This is a genomic window from Bradyrhizobium yuanmingense (assembly GCF_029167105.1).
Taxonomy (GTDB): domain Bacteria; phylum Pseudomonadota; class Alphaproteobacteria; order Rhizobiales; family Xanthobacteraceae; genus Bradyrhizobium; species Bradyrhizobium yuanmingense_A.
Map to the genome: position 1 here is coordinate 119,418 of NZ_JARFML010000006.1, position 17,102 is coordinate 136,519.

The 17,102-nt window shown below is 60.3% G+C and carries 13 protein-coding genes and 1 pseudogene; 6 read left to right on the forward strand and 8 right to left on the reverse strand.

Going from position 1 to position 17,102, the window contains the following annotated elements:
* Positions 1-91: 91 nt before the first annotated feature.
* A complete protein-coding gene (locus P0R31_RS10090; protein ID WP_275513945.1) occupies positions 92-2,599 on the forward strand; it encodes an alpha/beta hydrolase in 2,508 nt (835 codons plus the stop codon).
* Positions 2,600-2,608: 9 nt separating this feature from the next.
* Complete coding sequence (locus tag P0R31_RS10095; RefSeq protein ID WP_275513946.1) at positions 2,609-3,493, forward strand: alpha/beta fold hydrolase; 885 nt, start codon at positions 2,609-2,611, stop codon at positions 3,491-3,493.
* A gap of 207 nt (positions 3,494-3,700) precedes the next feature.
* Here the strand turns inward: P0R31_RS10095 and P0R31_RS10100 are convergent, their stop codons facing one another.
* The 4 genes and pseudogenes from P0R31_RS10100 to P0R31_RS10115 all read right to left on the reverse strand — a co-directional run.
* Positions 3,701-4,159 carry a MaoC family dehydratase gene (locus P0R31_RS10100; protein ID WP_157284365.1) on the reverse strand — a complete coding sequence of 153 codons (459 nt, stop codon included), beginning with the start codon at positions 4,157-4,159 and terminating at the stop codon, positions 3,701-3,703.
* Between the two features lie 12 nt (positions 4,160-4,171).
* The gene (locus tag P0R31_RS10105) at positions 4,172-4,822 is read right to left on the reverse strand and encodes a 3-oxoacid CoA-transferase subunit B (RefSeq protein ID WP_275513947.1); all 651 of its coding nucleotides are present in this window, start codon (positions 4,820-4,822) and stop codon (positions 4,172-4,174) included.
* Between the two features lie 4 nt (positions 4,823-4,826).
* Entirely contained in the window at positions 4,827-5,474 is a 648-nt protein-coding gene (locus P0R31_RS10110) for a CoA transferase subunit A (protein WP_035999395.1), read from the reverse strand.
* A gap of 272 nt (positions 5,475-5,746) precedes the next feature.
* Positions 5,747-6,348: pseudogene (locus tag P0R31_RS10115) on the reverse strand (GNAT family N-acetyltransferase); the annotation flags it as partial.
* On the opposite strand from P0R31_RS10115, the gene P0R31_RS10120 reads away from it, so the two are divergent.
* From P0R31_RS10120 to P0R31_RS10130, 3 genes are all read left to right on the forward strand, one after another.
* Positions 6,269-6,523, forward strand: a complete 255-nt coding sequence (locus P0R31_RS10120; RefSeq protein WP_275514074.1) for a hypothetical protein — start codon at positions 6,269-6,271, stop codon at positions 6,521-6,523. The pseudogene P0R31_RS10115 and the gene P0R31_RS10120 overlap by 80 nt on opposite strands.
* A 466-nt stretch (positions 6,524-6,989) precedes the next feature.
* Positions 6,990-7,142: a DUF5989 family protein gene (locus P0R31_RS10125; protein ID WP_275513948.1), complete on the forward strand. Its 153-nt coding sequence runs from the start codon at positions 6,990-6,992 to the stop codon at positions 7,140-7,142.
* Positions 7,143-7,237: 95 nt separating this feature from the next.
* Positions 7,238-8,170, forward strand: a complete 933-nt coding sequence (locus P0R31_RS10130) for an SGNH/GDSL hydrolase family protein (RefSeq protein WP_275513949.1) — start codon at positions 7,238-7,240, stop codon at positions 8,168-8,170.
* 27 nt (positions 8,171-8,197) lie between these two features.
* On the opposite strand, the gene P0R31_RS10135 is transcribed toward P0R31_RS10130, so the two are convergent.
* A complete protein-coding gene (locus P0R31_RS10135) occupies positions 8,198-10,723 on the reverse strand; it encodes a fused MFS/spermidine synthase (RefSeq protein WP_275513950.1) in 2,526 nt (841 codons plus the stop codon).
* Between the two features lie 540 nt (positions 10,724-11,263).
* Between P0R31_RS10135 and P0R31_RS10140 the strand changes: the two genes are divergently transcribed.
* The gene (locus P0R31_RS10140) at positions 11,264-13,036 is read left to right on the forward strand and encodes a hypothetical protein (protein WP_275513951.1); all 1,773 of its coding nucleotides are present in this window, start codon (positions 11,264-11,266) and stop codon (positions 13,034-13,036) included.
* Positions 13,037-13,189: 153 nt separating this feature from the next.
* Here P0R31_RS10140 and P0R31_RS10145 read toward each other — a convergent pair whose 3' ends face one another.
* From P0R31_RS10145 to P0R31_RS10155, 3 genes are all read right to left on the reverse strand, one after another.
* Positions 13,190-15,019: a carbamoyltransferase family protein gene (locus P0R31_RS10145; RefSeq protein WP_275513952.1), complete on the reverse strand. Its 1,830-nt coding sequence runs from the start codon at positions 15,017-15,019 to the stop codon at positions 13,190-13,192.
* A 74-nt stretch (positions 15,020-15,093) separates the two neighbouring features.
* Positions 15,094-15,519 (reverse strand): SxtJ family membrane protein, encoded by a 426-nt coding sequence (locus P0R31_RS10150; protein ID WP_275513953.1) that lies wholly within the window; start codon positions 15,517-15,519, stop codon positions 15,094-15,096.
* Between the two features lie 316 nt (positions 15,520-15,835).
* Positions 15,836-17,092 carry a glycosyltransferase gene (locus P0R31_RS10155; RefSeq protein WP_275513954.1) on the reverse strand — a complete coding sequence of 419 codons (1,257 nt, stop codon included), beginning with the start codon at positions 17,090-17,092 and terminating at the stop codon, positions 15,836-15,838.
* Between the last annotated feature and the right edge of the window lie 10 nt (positions 17,093-17,102).

Below are 17,102 nucleotides of genomic sequence, written 5' to 3' on the forward strand. Positions count from 1 at the left end.
CTCCGCGACCGGATTCCATTGAGCTAGATCAAACCTTCCGTGGCCGCCCTGCCTAGCGTTTCGGGAAAATCTTGCAGGGAGGACTTGCGTCATGTTCGGACAAGTCGCGTTGAAGCGCTGCTTCATGAGCCTGATCGTGCTGCTGCTCGGCACGGCGATCGCAACCGCGCAGCCTTTCACACGCCGTTCGTCGCAGGTGCAGCATGATGGGCTGAAGAAGACTTATGAGATTGCCAATTTCCGCCTCGGCGGCAAGTACGACCTGTCGGACCCCTCCAAATGGGAGAATGGCGGCGAGGGCGGTGTCACGCTGGAATCGCTCGGGGCCGGCAAGCTGCGCACCGCCTATATCGCCGTCGGCAACGCAAGGCGCAATGCCGCCGGCGAGATCACCAATGCCATCGTGATCAACTCCTACTATTCCGGCGATTCCACCGACATGTACGAACAATGGGTCAAGGGTGCGGCGTTGTCGGGTGGCGTGCCCATCATCGGTCCGGGCCGGCCGATCGACACGGATCGCTATTATGTCATCATGGTCGATCCCCTCGGCACCTGGGGCGCGAGCAAGCCGTCCGACGGCCTCGGCATCAAGTTTCCGCAATACAGCTACTACGACATGGTGCAGGCGAATTACCGCCTGCTACGCGACGAGCTGAAGGTCGCGCGCGTCGCACTGGTGACCGGCGTCTCGATGGGCGGCACGCAGACCTACGTCTGGGGCGTGATGCATCCGGGGTACGTCGGCGCGCTGATGCCGATCGGCGGCACGACGCAATCGGACGGCGACGACCCCGTTGGCAACTGGACCTTCCAGATGATGACGGCGGCGATCCAGGGCGACCCGGTCTGGCAGGCGACCAAGGGCGACTATTACAAGCTGCCGAAGGAAAAGCACCCGGTGCCGGGCGTGGCCTTCGGCTGGTCGATCCTCGGCATGACCGGTTACGATTTCGCTTTCCGGACGACCCAGAATTGGGCGGCGGTACAGCCAGAGATTTTCTATTGGGATCCCCCGAGCGAGAAGGCCGGCCTCAACGTCACCAACCGCGCCAAGCTCTACGACGCGGTCGACCTCGTCTGGCGCAACCGGGTCGGCGAGACCCACAACATCAACCCGTATCTCGGCCGCATCCAGGCGCGCACGCTGGTGATGCACATCACCAACGACCTCTGGCTGAACTTCAAGCTGGCGCAGAAGGCGGTCGACCGCGTGCCCGGCGCTGATCTCATCGCTCAGGAGAGCCCGGTCGCGCATTACGGCGTGTTCCCGATCATCAACCAGCGCAAGAACGATCCGAAGTTCGTCGCGTTCATGGATGACGTGGCGGCTCTCGATCGCGCCCAGAAATTCGTCGACAAGAATTACCGCGTGCCCAACGTTGCTGCCAACATTGATCCGAAGAAGTCGTTCTGGAAGGCATATGTGACCTATCCCTATCCGGTCAAATTCGCCGATGCCAAGGACAAGCGCGGCAACTCCTGGGAAATCGGCTACATGGACGAGTATGCCGGGACCGACAAGGACCCGAAGGTGCTCGTCATCATTCATGGCAAGGGCGCGTTCGGTGGGCATTACGGCAACGTGATGCAGTATGCACTGCGCAGCGGCCTGCGCGTGATCGTGCCCGACCTGCCGCATTACGGTATGTCGGGGCCTGGGAATCTCGACAAGAGCCCGGCGCGCACGATGCAGGACATGCGCGAGGTGATCTACGACCTCGTCGTCAACCAGCTCGGCGTCAAGAAGGCCTATTATCTCGGTCACTCGCTCGGCGGCCAGTTCGTGGTGGGCTACGCGCTGACCTGGCCTGATGCGGTGCAAGGCCTTGCCCTGGAAGCGCCGTCCGGTCTAGAGGAATATCCGCGTGAGATCACCATCGCCAAGGACAAGAAGGCGCCGCTGTTCGATGCGACTCTCGGCCGGGACTTCGACAAGTGGAGGCAGATCTGGGACCAGACCGGCATTCTCGCCGCGGAGAAGGCGCGCGACGAGCAGAACATCCGCGACTTCTTCTATTTCAAGAAGCGTGACCCGGACACCGCCGTGGTGTCGGCTGCGAAGAGCGGCTACTTCTTCAGCGACAGCGAATATGCCCGCTTCCACACCGAGCAGCGTGTCGGGCTCACCAAGGGCAGCCCGAAAGAGCTCGAGCAATGGTGTAACGTCTTCATCTTCGACATCTACACCATCGGTGCCGAACTTCAGCAGGATGACCCGAAGAACCTCTATGAGCGGGTCACCCAGATTAAAGCGCCGATCTTCCTGGCGTTCGGCGACAAGGAGCCGTTCATTCCGACGCCGGCGTTCAACGGGCTGACGGACCTCGGCCGCGACGTCATCACGCCCTTCATGACGCGGATGTCCAATGCCGGCAACCGGCCGATGCTCAAGATCTATCCGGAGACCGGGCACTTTATCCACACCGACAATCCAGTGGAATACGCTGCCGACGTCATGGATTTCGTGACCAAGGGGGAGGTCGATACATCATCGCCCCTCGGTACGGATCGCATGATCAAGGGCGCCGTCGTCTCTGCCCTGCCAGTGGCGCCGACACCGCCTGGAGCGGCGCCGACGGCTGGCCTCAACAAGTAGGGTCCGGCGATGCCGAGAGTGCAGGCGGGCGAAGTCCAGCTCGGCTGGCGGGAGTGGGGAGGCGGCGACGTCACCGTCGTCTTCATCCACGGCAATCTCGCGAGCAAGGACTGGATCGAGCTCGCGGCACCGATGTTTCCAACTGGGCTCCGCGTCATTGCCATTGACTGGCGCGGCTGCGGCGACAGCGACCGGCCGAAGCCGGTGACCGACTACTCCAACTACTCCATGCAGCAGCATGCGCAGGACATGCTGATGGCGCTCGATGCGCTGGGCATCCGATACTGCCACCTTGCGACCCATTCGACCGGAGGCATCATTGCCGCGCGGATGCTGTTGATGCAACCGCGGCGGTTTGGCCGTGTGTTCGCGCTGGACCCGGTGACGCCGCTCGGCATGGCCTTCAATGCCGATCAGATTGGGCTGTTCAGGGCGATGATGGCGAGCAAGGAGCTGACGCGGTCAGTCATGGCGACCGCCGCATCTTCGCTGTTCGTTCCGGAGAGTATGGGGCCGAGCATGATCCCCCGCTTTCGCGAGGGGCTAGGCGAGATCCAGGTGCTGTTCGACCGGATCATCGAACAGACCTTCGGCGTATCGGAAGGGATCTGGATCGGCACGCCAGTTAACTTGACGCACGAGAAAAAGAGCGGCGAGCTGGAGCGGCGCATGCCGGAGATCCGGCATCCGCACCTCGTGTTGTGGGGCGAGCGGGACGGCTGGATCGCGCCGGCCGATCTTCGCGTCATGGCCGAAGCGATGCCAGATTGTCGGCTGGTCACCGTGCCAGGCGTCGGGCATTCGATGAACCTCGAATCGCCGGCTCTTTATGCGGGCTATTTCGGCGCCTGGTTCGGAGGACTTGCCGCGTCACCGTCAACGGCGCCAGGCTGATGCCCGGCGGGGCCTCGATGTCGACTACCACATCATCGATTGACCGCGCGTTGCCGCCGGCGCTGAGTTTCGGCGATCCATGGGCTGATGGTGACATATTGCCAGTGTTTTGCCCGACGACGCAACGGGTTCCGGAGCAAAAAAAGGAAACCTCAGTCAAATCAGCCCCATGTCTACTGTGCATGGGGTTGTTTTTCGACTTTTGACTCACCGATAGTGCAGAGCGATCAATTCAGCCACGCAGGCCGGCTTGGTGCCGCCCTCGATCTCGATCACGAGGTGGTAATTGACACGCAACCCGTCCGGCGGCACGTCCTCTGCTTCCGCAATCGTGACCCGGCCGCGCAGCTTCGAGCCGGCCGGCACCGGCGCGAGATATCGGATCCGGTCAGCACCGTAATTGAGCGTGTTGCGCAGCCCCTTCAGGCCGATGACCGAGCGGATGAACAGCGGAGCAAGTGCAAGCGAGAGCAGGCCATGGGCGATGGTCTTGCCGCCCGGCATCTCCTGCTTGGCGCGCTCCTGGTCGACATGGATCCATTGCTCGTCGCAGGTCGCCTCGGCGAACTGGTTGATGCGGTCCTGCGTGATCTCGATCCAGTCGCTGGCACCGATCTCGGTGCCGATTGCGGATTTGATCTCGTTGAAGTCGCTGAATATTCGCATGGGTTGACCCGTTTAGATCCTCATCTCCGGAACATCGTCGGGAATGGCGAGCTCGGCCTCCGTCAGTGCCACGACCTCGCCGACGCTCAGGCCGGGCGCTGTTTCCAGTAGCGTCGCCTTGCCGTCGGGAAAACCGATCACGGCCATGTCCGTCACGACGAGGTTGACGGGGCGCGCCGAGGTCAGCGGCAGCGAGCATTTGGCCACGATCTTGGACTTGCCCTTGGCCGCGTGCTGCATGGCGACGATCACGCGCTTGGCGCCGGTGACGAGGTCCATTGCGCCGCCCATGCCCGGGACCATCTTGCCCGGGATCATCCAGTTCGCGAGATGCCCATGCGCATCGACCTGGAGACCACCGAGCACGGTGACGTCGACGTGGCCGCCTCGGATCAGGCCGAACGACATCGCGCTGTCGAAGGTGGAGGCGCCCGGCAGCGCGCTGATCGGGCGTCCGCCGGCATCGGTGAGCGTCGGATGCGCCATGCCCTGCTCGGGAATCGGGCCTGTGCCGATCAGGCCATTCTCTGACTGAAAGAATACTTTGAGATCGGATGGTACATAGTTTGCGACCAGAGTCGGAATGCCGATGCCGAGATTGACGAGGTTGCCGCTCCTCAGCTCCTTGGCGACACGCCGGGCGATGATGATCTGGGGATCCATGGTGTCACCCGTTGGTGATGAGATAGTCGACGAGCGGCGCGGGGGTGACGACGTGATCGGGCGCGATCACGCCGACCGGGACGATATGCTCCGCCGTCACGATGACGGTGTCGGCCGCCATCGCCATGACCGGGTTGAAATTGCGCGAAGTGAGGGCGTAGGCGAGGTTGCCGAGGTAGTCAGCGAGGAAGGCGTGCACCAATGCAAACTGCGCACGCAGCGCCGTCTCCAGCAGGAATGGCTTGCCGTCGACTTCGATCTGGCGCTTGCCTTCGGCCACCAGCGTTCCGACCCCGGTCGGCGTCAGCACGCCGCCGAGACCGCATCCGCCGGCGCGGATGCGCTCGACGAAGGTGCCTTGCGGCACGAGATCGACGGCGATCTGGTTCGCCAGCATCTGCTGCTGCGCCTTCGGATTGAGACCGATATGCGTTGCCGTCAGCTTCGACACCAGCGCTTGATCGAACAGCTTACCGACGCCCTTGCCGGGCGTGGCTGCGTCATTCGAGATCAAGGTCAGGCCTGTCTTCCTCTGGCGCACGACTTCGTCGAGCAGCCGCTCCGGCGTTCCAACTCCCATGAATCCGCCAACCATGACGCTGGCGCCCGCCGGGATCATCGCAACGGCTTCTTCGACGGAAACAGCCTTCATGATCGAAACTCCCGGTCGGCCGACGATGGCAGAAGGGCGGTAATGTGCGGATGTTGGCGGGCGGGACGCGGCCACCCTTGATCTGGGTCAAGGCTTCCGGATCATTCCGCTCCGGCTGCGTCGACGCCGATGCTTTCGAGTGCCTCCCGCCAGAGCTTGCGAACACCGACGTGGCGCTGCTCGAGTGCCGAACTCACCACATCGCGGTATGGCGCGAGGTCATCGAGCCCGGCACGGTCATGAAATCTGCTATTCCCGTCGAGGGCTCGAAAGTAGACCCACGGCTCGTTTTGCTTCCGATTCAGGAATTTCTTACCTTTGGACATGGTGGAGACGGTGTCGCTCATTCCGAGGCGGCTCTGTTGAAGAAAATCGGCAAACAGGCCCGTCTGCTCTCGCATATCCACGCGGGCGAATCCTCCGGCGAGATCCCTCAGATGCACGGCCGTGAGATCGATCGCGTCACAGTCATTGCTGGCGACGATCGGGCCAATCACATGACCGCGCCCGAATTCGCGCTTCATGGAATAACCGACGGTCTGTCCGCCGCGACGCAGGACGCAGATCGATGCACCGTCGGAAAGCAACGCGAGCAGCCTCTGGCGGTTGATTCCGAACGCGCGTTCATCCAGTGCCGCGATTTCTCCAATATTCTCGCTGGACAGCGAGCTCAATTCGCCGTCGAGAGCCGGCACCGATGGAGGCGGTGAGAGTCAAATTGCGGTCGCCGCACCGCTCTAACACCTGCTCCATGAGCCCAGCGGCCAGTGCCCTGAGCCTGGGTTCGAGGGGATGTGATCACCAAGCCGATGGTCGCGAAATCGTGGCCATGCGGGAACCACATCGCGCCCGATGCGCTCAAGCCGATCGCGTCGCGCTATGCCCTTCGCGGGGGCGCGATCTTGTCGAAGGACAGAAACTCTTTCAGCGCGGCAAGTCTCAAATCTTCCATTTTGACGATTTCATGGGCGCAACTTTCCTCGGCGATCGCGCATCCGGTTTCCTTCGCAACGAAGTCCGCGCCATTTCTGACTTCATCGAATGGTTAGGACATCGCCGAATCCCCGCACGGTGCTAACCACTCGCGAGCACATCTTTGGGCAAGCAGTCGCCGCGTAGGAACGGCTCCGTCAGGCTGGCCTCAACGGCCACAAGTTTGTCCTGCGGATTGGAGACTACAGCTTCGGCCAGAAGGCTCAAATCCTATACGATCACCTCTATTTCAGTGACCTGCCCGACGCTTACAAGGATGCTCTATTACGGTCCGAGTTCTGACGGTACATGCGATGGTATGCGTCGCGCTTGCCTCCCAAGGAAAATCGGAATACCGTCACGCTTGGCAGTCATGTGACGGTATTTTGGACCTTCAGGCGTCTGATAATCGAGAAGAAGATCAGTCGTAGACGATCCAAAGGGACCTGACGGCATTTCTTTTGGAGAGCTGCGGATGCTGATCGATGCGACGCTCAATGGCATCGACTACCATCACGCGCGCGGTTGCACGGGCAGGTGCTGATGCAGAGCTTTCTGTTTGAGTTCTACGAATTCATGCGTAGCCGCAAGAAGTATTGGCTGGTACCCATCATGCTGGCCATGCTGTTCTTCGGCAGTCTCATGATACTGACTCAGGGCAGCACAGTGGCGCCCTTTATCTATGCGCTGTTTTGATTGTCGTCCCATTCGCGATGTCACGGGAACGTCTCTTCGCTGGTCTAGTCGTTGCGGCCACGACACTGCTTGTCGCGCTTGCACTTGAAGCGTTCGTGCGGCTGGCGGTCGACGACGGCATGCAGTTCGATCTGGAAATGTGGAAGTATGCGCGCGAGGTCAAGCGCGTGTCGGCGGACCCGCGGATCGGGCACGAACATCGCCCCGGCGCAACTGCCCATTTGATGGGTGTCGATGTTGCCATTAATAGCCACAAGTTCCGTGATCGCGAAATTGGCTTCGAACGTACACCCGACAGCTTGCGAATCATGATGCTTGGTGACTCGCTCACCTTCGGCTGGGGGGTACCGAACGACAAGACTTTCGTGAAGCGCCTGGAAGCGATGATCCACGCGACCGGCGTTCAGGCGGAGGTCATCAACGCGGGCGTCGGAAACTACAATACCAGCATGGAAGTGGCCGCCTATCTTTCCGAAGGCCATCGCTTCCGGCCGGATATCGTGGTGCTGAACTACTTCATCAACGACGCGGAACGGACGCCGCGGTACGATTCTCATCGGCTCGAACGCACGTCTGCGGCTTACATCTATTTCGCGTCGCGGATCGATGTTGCCGCGCGGATGCTCGGGCTGGGCAGCCGTCGGCCATGGCATGACTACTTAAGGGATCTCTATGACCCATCATCGCCGACCAGCGGCTGGGCCGAAGTTGAAGCGGCCGTCGCCCGCTTGGCGGAATTCTGCCGGGCGCGAGGGACGATGGTCCTCGTGACAAATCTGCCCGAGCTCAGGCAGTTGAAGCCATACCCGTTCGAGCGGGAAAGGACGATGGTGCAGGCCCTGGCCAACCGCTTGGACCTTCCGTATCTCGATCTCCTACCCGCGGTCGACGATCTCGAACCGGGCCGGCTCTGGGTGACGCCGACCGATCCGCACCCGAACATCCTCGCCGATGAGCGGTTCGCCGCGGCAATCTTCGATTTCCTCCGTGCCCGCAATCTGCTTCGGACGACCAACCACGGAAATTGACGGGTTCGAGGTCCGACGCCTTGGCCTTCACCGCAGCGGCTCTGTCAGCTCGACCGGAATTCGCCCGAGCCGTTTCTGAAACTCGTCAGAAGCCGCGGCCGCTTGTTCAGCGCTGCAATTGCGCATGATCCGCTCGGGGCTCCACCCGGCGTGACGAATGAGGTCGGGTATGATGGCATCGGTGCGACCAAGGAACTCAAAGGGGGTTCGATATTCGAGGTAGGCATTGTCGTCGGTATTGACCTCATCATTCGCGCTACGCGCCAGGTAGCTGCGGATATGGTCACTGTCCATGAGCAAATGGCCAAGGAACTGGGCCGGCGAGTTAATTTGTATTGAACTGAGATCCTCTCTGACCAACGGATTTGCGAATTCGGCCGCAAGGTTTTGACAGTCGACTGACATCGGCTCGATCGTCGCGACGAACAGGCCGTGGCCACGCACGTACCAGAATGATGCGTTCGGGAACGCCTGTGCGAAGGTTCGGAATGCCGTGTCGAAAGATCGCGGCGAGATACTGTACATGGGCATCCACTGCGTCACGATCCCGCCCGGGCGAAGCCTGGCCTTGATGACTTCGTAATATTCTCGCGTATATAGAAAGCCAACGCCGGTGATCCGTGGATGAATCGGATCAGCTGTGATCAGGTCGAATTGCTCGTCGGACATCGCCATGAAGTTGCGGCCGTCGTCAATACGCAGATGAATCTTCGGATTGCGCATGACGTCGTCGGTGATCTCTTTCAAGTGTTGATGTGCTTCCACCATATCGGATGTTAGCTCGATTAATCGAACGCGCCTTACCGTCGGGTAGCGCGTCGTGGACCGAAGCGTGATGCCGAGACCGAGTCCGACAACGCCTATCTGCTCGGGATTGGGATGGAGAAGGAGCGGCAGGTGGGCTTTCAGCACGAAGTGGCGACGCTGGACGAGCGAAGTGTCCGCCTCGACGTTGCCATTAACCATCATGATGATGGTGCCGCTGTCGTTGCGGACCACGGAGACCGTGTGAGCAACGCCCTCCCTGTGATGGAGGACTTGTGGCTGCGTCGATCGCTGCAGGCCGTAATTCGCGACCGTCTGCGAGGGCAGCGCGACAGAGATGGCGCTGAAAATCGCCATTGCCCCGAGCCCAGCGACCACGAACGGGATTCTAAGGGTGGTCGGCATCGCTCTCGATCTTAGAGCGTGCAACAGCAATAATCCGGCAAAGGCGAATAGTCCGCCGATGAGCACCAAACTGAGGCGGGCTCCAAGGAACGGGAGAAAGACGAAGCCTGCCAACAACGAGCCAACGATCCCTCCGGCCGTGTTGACGGCATATACTTTGCCCGTGTCAGAGCCACGTCGTTCTAAATCGGAGGTCACGGCTTTCACCGCGAATGGAAAAGTTGCGCCCAACATGATCGTTGGCCCAAGGATGACCAAGCTCGCGACGATGAATTGCGCCACGACGCTCGCCGTACCGAATGCGTCCTTCAAAATGGCGGTCAAGCTCCATACCAGCATCCCAAATAGATACGGTACCAGATAGGTGCACACCGCGAGAAAGGTGCTTGCGACCGCTAGACCAATCAACAGGCCACTGAGTGTCTTTGCCGGCAATGGCGATCGGTCGGCGTAACGCGACGCCTTGAAGCTCCCGTAGTAGATACCAAACAGGAAACAGGCGAGCATGATGGCAAAGGCGTATACCGTCGCGGAGAACGACTGGACCAGGACTCTCACCCACACAACTTCAAGTGCCAATGCCGCCAGCCCGGACAAGGCGATCGCAGCCAAAACAGCACGCCGTTCAATCTCGGAAATCTTGTGAACGGCCGGTCCGGGGGATGCCGCGATCGCATTCCCGGAAAGTCCCAATGCAGATGTCCGTTTCACGCCGATGAACAACGCTACGACACCGATCGCGAAATTGAGCGACGCAGCGAGAGCCACGGTTCGGGAAACACCGAACATCGGCAAGAGGACGAAGCCGCCGACGATCGTTCCGCAAAACGCTCCCAGCGTGTTCATCGCGTAGAATGTACCGGCGCGCTGACCCAACTGGTCGGCTTGACGAACAAAGTACCGAATGAGCAAGGGCAGCGTCGCTCCCATCAGAGTCGTGGGAACGATGAGCGACGATGCCGCGACTACCATCCGGAATCCATTGTAGAGCCAGGGAGCGCTCTCGAAATGCTGGTTGTAGATGAGCCGATAGGAGTCGTGAAACCAGTCGAGCATCGGCGCGACTGCCAATGCCGCGAGTCCGATCGCGATTTCGAACAGTCCATAAATAGCGATCGGACGTGTCCACGTGTCCACGAAGTGGCTCGCCAGCCAGCTCCCCAGGGCCAAGCCGCCCATGAATACCGCCAACGTAATGGTGGCGGAATACACGTCGCTGCCGAAGAACAGAGACAAGGACCGTACCCACGCCACTTGGTAGATCAGGGAAGTGGTGCCGGAAAAAAAGAACAACAAGCAAAATAGAGAGACGAGCCCGGTGGAAGTACGCCACCGTGCCCATCTGAATGCCTCGCTCACAGCTGTCACCAATACTATTTGCATGAGGACCAGAACACTACTATTAGGTGCATCGGATTGAAGGCGTCAAGTTCGGAGCCCATCGGGCGCTTGTGCGACGCAATGCGAGGGTCCGCCGCTAGCAATTTCGGCTGGCTCCTTTCTGTCGGTGTTGGAATTTGCGGGCTGTTCGAAATGTGTCAGCTCCCAATTTGTCCATGATCGAGATAGACGGAACAGGCTGACTGGCTGTGTTCGTTTCGCGTCGCAAGTGCGCGGCAGCGATCATGCTTGGACTCGTCGCAGGCTTCGCCTCCTCAATACCAGCCTCAACGTTCGCGGCGAGCCGATCGTGTGCACGTCTGTGGATGCATCTCGCCTGCTTCATGAGATCGGAAATCGACCTTATGGTGATAGGCAACTGCATGCTCGAGAAGACGAACGATGCCACTCGTGCGCTGAGCACCGGCAGTGATCTTGCCGGCAGTGCGCCCTGGTTGACATGCCGGGATTTGCGATCCTTACTCCGCTTTTATCCTTGAATTGCAAAAGGCAGCGGGGATGCGATATTTGACGATGCTAGGGATGTTCCTGCGGGCGGTATCTCTGATCGTGGGAAACGCCATCATCCTGATCGTTCTGGGCCTGGTGATCGGCGAATGGTGGGCTAGGTCCATTGCGCCTCCCAAGCCGGAGGCGAAGGCCATTACCGTTCTCAATCAGCACGCCGCCTATCAGCCCTGGTCCGGGTATCGGAACACGCCAGGGTTCCGCTATGAACTCGGGAATTGGGTGCCGGTCGTCGTCAATAGCTGGGGCTGGCGCGGGGCGGAGCCGACGATTGCGCGCAGCAAGTCCGTCAGGCGTGCGATGCTGCTCGGCGACAGTGTGGCATTTTCCTGTTGGGGCTGTCGCGAGGAGGCTTCCCTTGGAGGAATCCTCAAGCGGGCGCTCGAGCTTCGCACCGGCGAGGAGTGGGAGGTGATCAACGCCTCCGTACCAGCCGGGTTCTCGAGTATTTCTTTGGGCACTTTGGCGCACGATGGCATGCAATTCCAGCCTGACGTGGTCACGACTCTCAACGGGATCAACGACGTCCTCGTGCTCGATGAACGCACGATGCTCAGGATGGGTGTGGGGTTGTTCAAGCATTCGATTTATCACACCACCCAGCTTGACATGGACAGGATCTTCGACGCGCGGACTGGAGTAGTGCAACGGCCCGGTCTTCTGGATCAGGTCGCCAGCAAGTCTGCGCTCTTTGAGGTCGTATCGAAATCGCCGTTGATCGCGGGGCTGCGTGCTCATGCCTCCGCCAAAGGGCCGCCCGTCGCACCGGTGCCGACCAACTCGGGCTATTCCACTTCTAATCCAGAGCGTCTGGACACCTACGTCAACAACCAGTTGGCCATGTCTTACCTCGCCGAGGGATCGGGCGCGAAGTTCGTCGGATTCCTATCACCATACCTGTCGCTTAGACACAAGGTCCTGGGCGATGGCGACAGGGCCGCCATCAAGGCGCAGGACCACGCGTTGCTGACCTGGTTAGATGACGTGCATCCCATTCTGCGTGCCAAGTTGCAAAAGGCCGCCGCCGAGCACGCTTCTTTCAGTTATGTCGACCTGAGCCTGATGTTCACTGATGAGCAGGTTTTCGCCGATCTCGCTCACGTGAAATACGAGTCGCTGGAGAAGAGCCTCGGGTACGACATGGTGGCGGCCCGAATGGCCGAGGAAATCGTGCGAGTTCTGTACGCCGGAAAGAGCCTGCCGAACTGGCGCGAAACCCATGTCAAGGGAGCCCCTCACGACTGGAACGAGCAGACCTATCTGGCGGCCAATCCAGATGTATCCGCAATGATCGCCGAAGGAAGATTTCCAAACGGTTTTGAGCACTATCGGTCGGTCGGGTTCTTGGAATTTCGCCACAGCGGTTTTCCCAGCTGGGACGAGGAGGCGTATCTGGCGGCGAACCCGGATCTCGTACCCCTGATCCGAGAAGGGGTCTTCGCCAGCGGATACGAGCACTATGTCAAACACGGGAAGGCGGAAGGGCGCCGCTCGGGTCTGCCGATGCGCTGGATCGAGGAAACTTATCTGGCAGCGAATCCCGACGTCGCCGCGGCCGTGGCTGCCGGAAAATTCAAGAATGGCGAAGACCACTTCATGAAGATCGGCGCGGTTGAAAATCGGAGGGGCGGCTTTTCTGGCTGGGACGAGGAGGGCTACCTCGTGCCGTACGGAGATGTTCGAAATGCGGTAATCGGCAAGATGTTTCGTTCTGGATGTGAACACTATCTGCGAGCCGGCGCCGTGGAGAAGAGGCAAATTGCGTTGGGCCTCACCTCGTTTTATTGACAGGCGAGGTCGGTACACCACCTTGCCCGGCGCTTCCAACCGGACCAGTGGTGGGTGACGCACAATGCCCACGGCGCCACCATGGCGCGGGGCATTCATGGCCAGGGCATCTATATCCCCTCGGCAATTCGAGCCACGACGCTATGCCGGCAATCAATCGAGCGTGAAGGCGGCGCTGTAGTCACGTTTGAGCGCGGAATCCTGGCGCTCTTTTCTCAGGATGCAGTTGCCGATGACCAGTATGTCGAGCTCGTTACCCATGAAGCAACGGAAGGCATCCTCTGGTGTGCAGACGATCGGTTCGCCGCGAACGTTGAAGCTGGTGTTGACCAGCACCGGGCATCCCGTGAGCTCCTTGAAACGAGACAGCAAGCGATGGAAAAGCGGATTGGTGTCGGCGCTGACCGTTTGGATTCGGGCGGAATAGTCAACATGCGTCACCGCGGGGATCGTCGAGCGGACCACGTTGAGCTTGTCGATGCCGAATAATGCTTGCTCGTCCGGGCTCATCATGTGGCGCCGGTCGCTCCTGACGCCGGCAACCAGGAGCATGTACGGGCTGTCGCTGTCGAGTTCGAACCAGTCGGCAACGTCCTCGCGTGCAACCGCCGGGGCAAATGGCCGGAAGCTTTCGCGAAATTTCACCTTGAGATTGAGGTTCTTCTGCATGGAGGACGAGCGCGGATCGCCTAGGATCGAGCGTGCGCCGAGCGAGCGCGGCCCGAATTCCATCCTGCCCTGAAACCAGCCGACCGCAAGCTGGTCGGCCAGGGCCGCCGCGGTCGCCTCGATCATTCCATTCTCGCTGAGGACATCGAAGCGGGCGCCGGCGGCGCGCAGCCGCTGTTCGATGTCCGCTTGCGAGAATTCAGGTCCGAGGAAAGCGCCGGACATGCCGTCGCCGCCCACGACATCGCGCGCTTGTTGTCGGAACTGATGGTAGGCGGCGAGTGCCGCCCCGACCGCGCCGCCGGCGTCGCCGGAGGCCGGCTGAATCCAGATCGAATCGAAGCTGCCGTCCCGCAACACCTTGCCATTGGCGACGCAATTGAGCGCAACGCCGCCTGCAAGGCACAGGTTGCGGGCGCCGGTCTGAGCCGCAAGGCTGCGGGTCAAACGAAGGACCGCCTCCTCCAGGACGGCCTGGATGGAGGCGGCAATATCCATATGGAAAGGCGTGAGCAATTGGCCCGGCGTCCGCACCGGCTGCCCAAACAGTTTGGCAAACCGGTTATTGGTCATCGTCAGCCCGGTGCAATAATCGAAATACGACATGTCGAGGCGAAACGAGCCGTCCGCTTTCAGATCGATCAGCGAATCCAGGATCAGCTGCGCGTATTTCGGTTCGCCATAGGGAGCAAGCCCCATCAGTTTGTATTCGCCGGAATTGACCTTGAAGCCGGTGTAGTAGGTGAAGGCGGAATACAATAGACCGAGCGAGTGCGGAAAATGGATTTCTTGAAATATCTCGAGACGGTTGCCATCTCCCATCGCCGCTGAGGTCGTCGCCCATTCGCCGACGCCGTCCATCGTGAGCACGGCCGCCTTCTCGAAAGGGGACGGGAAAAAAGCGCTGGCTGCGTGGCTCAGATGATGCTCGGTGAACAGGAGCCGGTCGGGGGCGAAGTCGGCGTCGAACTCGGCCAGATGCTTCTGCAGCAGGCTCTTCTGGAACAGTTTTTCCTTCAGCCAAAGCGGCATGGCCATCTTGAAAGAGCGGAAACCGCGCGGTGCAAGGGCAACATAGGTCTCGAGCAGCCGCTCGAATTTGAGAAACGGCTTGTCGTAGAAGGCGACCTGGTCGATGCCGGAGAGCTTCGCGCCGGCGGCCTCCAGACAGAACGCGATGGCGTGGTGCGGAAACGAAGCGTCGTGCTTTTTCCGGGTGAAGCGTTCCTCCTGCGCCGCAGCGATCACGCGGCCGTTTGCAATCAGGGCTGCCGCGCTGTCATGATAGAAGGCGGAGATGCCGAGAACGCGCATGTCTCAAGGCTGCGCGCAAATGAGAGGTGCGGCTGCGCGAAGGAGGCCCCGGTCGTCGGACAGCAAATCGATCATCAGAACTGATCTCGCATGGTTTCGGGCGCAGGGCCGGGCGTGCGGCGGATCCAATAGCTTTCAGTGCTTGCGTCACGCTTCAGCCGCAACGGATCCTTGCCGCTCAAGCGCATGACGAGGCCGGTCGGCAGGATCGTGCCGTAGAAGATCAGTCCCATCAGAACGGGATTGGTGACCTTGTGCAGAAGTAGACCAAGCCTTGTCCAGGCACGGTTCAGTGGGTGCAGTGCGGCGGGGCGGATTGCGGCGACCACCGCGAACATCGCGGCAAGGACTGCCGTCCATGGCCACAGGCGGCCGGAATGCCAGCCGTTGAAAAGGGTGATGAGCGTAAACGCAGCAGCCATCACCCAGCCAAACGTCCGGTCCGAGCCGACCACCACTTGCTCCTCTCGGGAGAAAAGCTTGTGCGTGTTCTGCTCCATGCTAGTCCGAGCCCGCATCAGAAGCCAAAAAATGGTGGTGCATCGCGGCAGTCATCTCGTTTGGCCCCGGCTTCGCTTCAAACGTTTCCGATTGTGCATGACGTGCATGCCACCGCAACGCGAGCCCAGTCAATCCGGCTAAGAGCCGATCGGCGCGTCTCGGGCGAGCCATAGGGAACCCAGAGGGATCCTTTTTCTGGAAAAACAACCCCATGCACAGTAGGCGACCCCGCAAAATCAATCACTTAGCCACCCCCGATAGCGGTCTATGGAACCTTATGCGAAAGGCCTGACGATGTCGCTCCCGCCGCGCCGATCAATCCGACAACGGTGCCGCAGGCATCCCCAGGAGTTCCGTGAAACGTTCGGCAATCGCAGGCTGATTGAACGGCCGCGACAGGAAGTGCTGATTGGCCGCCCGTTTGTGTTTCTTCAGAAGGTCGGGATTCTCGAGATATCCGACGATCGCAGCGGATAGCTCTCTCCTCATTTCGGTGTCGGACTTCGCCGACAGGATTTGCCCGGTCACGCCATCCTCGACGGCCTCACGGCATCCGGGGTGGTCGGAGGCGATCGACGCAAGGCCGGTTGCGGCAGCTTCGATCAGGATGCGGGGGATTCCCTCGCCGTACCTTGTCGGCAGGCAAACGACGTCGCATTGCCGGAGCAGATTCGGCATATCCGTGACGTGGCCGAGAAAACGGATCTCCGTCATTTGTTCGAGATCGCGGTGCGATATCGCGTCGGGATCGTGATCGTCCGGGAGGCCGGCGACGATGAACTCCACATCGCTGCGATGTGCCAGGTCATGCGCGACCGTCAGAAAAGTACTCAAGCCTTTCGACTTCAAGAGCCGGGAAGCGAACAGGACTTTTGTCGTGCTGCCACTTCGCGCGTTTTCCAGTGGATAGAACAGATTGGGGTCCACGCCAGCGCCCTCGATGAGTGATGAATTCCTCTCGCTGGCAATGCCCCTGTCTGTCCAAAACTCGCGATCATGCCGGGTCTCGAAAGTAAAGTGCACGTAATCCCGTCGCGACAACACTCGAAATGCCAACAACGTAAGCGCACTTGCGATCTGGTAGCGCCGTTGGCCGGGAGCCTTTGGCGACATCATCCGGCCCAAACCCGGCAGCGTGATCAGAACTTGTTTCGGGTAAGCATGGAGAAAATGCGAGACGATCGACACAAATCCCGAAAATATGGCGGGCTTGAGCGTCACGAGATGGACGGCATGTGGCTTGAACGCGCGGATCGTCCGCGCCGTCCGAAGCATCAGCCTGGCGTCGCCAAATGGATCGAATCTGAAGCGCTCGATCGGCACATGGATATAATTCCAGCCTTGAATGCCTTCGGCACGAATTGGATCACCACCAGCGATAACCGTCACATCGACGCCGAGGGACGCGAGATGGGTGACGACCGACAGCCGATGGCGAAGAAAGTAGGCGCCATCGTTGCAGATCACGAGAACCCGATATCCGGATCCGCAATATTTTAGGCGCTCGAATTCCCTCGCCGGGTTTCCTTGACGCTCGGAATTCGGCCCGCCCATTTGCCCACTCTGGATCATGTTGTCTTTC